This window comes from Vibrio sp. Y176, assembly GCF_033438945.1.
On record NZ_JAWOQS010000742.1, the window covers coordinates 1 to 622 of the forward strand.

The window sequence follows — 622 nt, forward strand, 5'->3', positions numbered from 1 at the left end:
ATAAATTTCAGTATAAAAATGATTCTGTTATGCGTTTGGAGTCGATATGAAACACTTTCTACCATCGAGCGTCATGCTGACACCTTTTGTTGTCCGCTACTATGATGAAGAAGACGACGATCAAGAAATCGTCGAAACTAAGGCAAATGCTCAATCTCAATCCCCAAATATAAAAGAGCAACAAACGGAAATATCAGACTAAAGGAATCTTAAAATGAAAAAAGTCGCAGTTATTTTGAGTGGCTCAGGTGTTTATGATGGTTCAGAGTTACATGAAGCCGTGCTAGCCCTGCACGCCATAGAAAAAGCTGGTGCTTCTTGGCATTGCTTCGCTCCAAACATTGAACAATTACACGTCATCAATCATCTCACTGGCGAAGAAATGGATGAGCCACGCAACGTGCTCGTTGAAGCGGCACGCATAGCGCGTGGAAACATTGAGGATGTGGCTAGACTGAACGTTGAAGACTTTGATGCGCTATTGTTACCAGGTGGCTTTGGTGCAGCAAAAAATCTGACTGACTTTGCCGTTTCTGGTGCGGAATGCTCGATTAATACACACGTTGCACAAGCTTGCCGTGCGTTCGCAAATGCTAACAAGCCTGCCGGTTACCTCTGCATT

Annotated in this window: 2 protein-coding genes; both read left to right on the forward strand. The window is 43.9% G+C overall.

What is annotated here, in order from left to right; genetic code table 11:
• Positions 1-46 precede the first annotated feature (46 nt).
• Positions 47-202, forward strand: coding sequence for a hypothetical protein (locus R7O13_RS28400; protein WP_020842294.1), 156 nt, complete (start codon positions 47-49; stop codon positions 200-202).
• A 12-nt stretch (positions 203-214) separates the two neighbouring features.
• On the forward strand, positions 215-622 hold a 408-nt coding region (elbB, locus tag R7O13_RS28405; RefSeq protein ID WP_318305395.1), incomplete at its 3' end, for an isoprenoid biosynthesis glyoxalase ElbB.

Excerpts from the sequence above, each read along its gene's own strand:
- R7O13_RS28400 (WP_020842294.1), top strand. The coding sequence starts at position 47 with ATGAAACACTTTCTACCATCGAGCGTCATGCTGACACCTTTTGTTGTC.